The 1451-nt window shown below is 52.2% G+C and carries 1 rRNA gene; it reads right to left on the bottom strand.

Annotated features, from left to right (window positions below):
- Positions 1-1449: ribosomal RNA gene (locus QUA27_RS27185) — 23S ribosomal RNA — on the bottom strand; the annotation flags it as partial.
- Positions 1450-1451: the final 2 nt, after the last annotated feature.

Raw genomic sequence — 1451 nt, 5'->3', positions numbered from 1 at the left:
TCACACACCTCCAGGCCCACGAATATTAACGTGGTTCCCATCGACTACCCCCTTCGGGCTCGTCTTAGGGGCCGGCTTACCCTGCTCAGATTAGCTTTAAGCAGGAACCCTTGGGATTTCGGCGAGAGGGCATCTCACCCTCTTTATCGCTACTCATGTCAGCATTCGCACTTCCGATACCTCCACGGTCGGTTACCCTCCCGCTTCATCGGCCTACGGAACGCTCCGCTACCGCTTGGATCAAAAAGATCCAAACCCTAAGCTTCGGTACGTATCTTGAGCCCCGTTACATTTTCGCCGCAGGATCTCTTATTTAGACCAGTGAGCTGTTACGCTTTCTTTAAAGGATGGCTGCTTCTAAGCCAACCTCCTGGTTGTTTTGGAAATCCCACATGCTTTCCCACTTAGATACGATTTGGGGACCTTAGCTGTAGGTTAGGGCTGTTTCCCTTTTGACGACGGACCTTAGCACCCGCCGTCTGTCTGCCGGACTAACTCTGTGGTATTCGGAGTTTGGTTAGGTTTGGTAGATCTCGCGACCCCCTAGCCCATCCAGTGCTCTACCCCCACAGGTAAACATCCGACGCACTACCTAAATAGTTTTCGCGGAGAACCAGCTATTTCCCGGCTTGATTGGCCTTTCACCCCTAAACACAACTCATCCGACAATTTTTCAACATTGAACGGTTCGGCCCTCCAGTGCGTGTTACCGCACCTTCAGCCTGGTCATGCCTAGATCGCCGGGTTTCGGGTCTAATCCATCAAACTCAGTCGCCCTATTCAGACTCGCTTTCGCTGCGCCTACACCTAACGGCTTAAGCTTGCTTGATAGATTAAGTCACTGACCCATTATACAAGAGGTACGCTGTCAGGCCTCAAGGACCCTCCAACTGATTGTAAGCATTCGGTTTCAGGTACTGTTTCACTCCCCTCATCGGGGTGCTTTTCACCTTTCCCTCACGGTACTTGTTCGCTATCGGTCATGTACGAGTATTTAGGCTTGGAGGGTGGTCCCCCCATGTTCAGACAGGATTTCACGTGTCCCGCCCTACTCGAGTCCTGATGTTTCATTTTCGCATACGGGGCTGTCACCCGCTATGGCCAAACTTTCCAGAATGTTCTGCTAATTAAACACCAGGCACTGGCCTGGTCCGCGTTCGCTCGCCACTACTAACGGAATCTCGGTTGATGTCTTTTCCTCCGGGTACTGAGATGTTTCAGTTCTCCGGGTTCGCTTCACGAAACCTATGTATTCAGTCTCGCAATACCTTTGCCCAATTACCCAGCCCGTGATTGCTCACGGGCGAGATAATCGGGATAGGTGGGTTTCCCCATTCGGAAATCGCGGGATCAAAGCTTGCTCACAGCTCCCCCACGCTTATCGCAGCGTGCCACGTCCTTCATCGCCTGTACATGCCAAGGCATCCACCAAATGCTCTTACCTCACGCTT

Source organism: Microcoleus harperi Pol14_C6, from assembly GCF_036701295.1.
GTDB lineage: Bacteria > Cyanobacteriota > Cyanobacteriia > Cyanobacteriales > Microcoleaceae > Microcoleus.
This window is presented reverse-complemented; position numbering and strand designations above follow the sequence as displayed.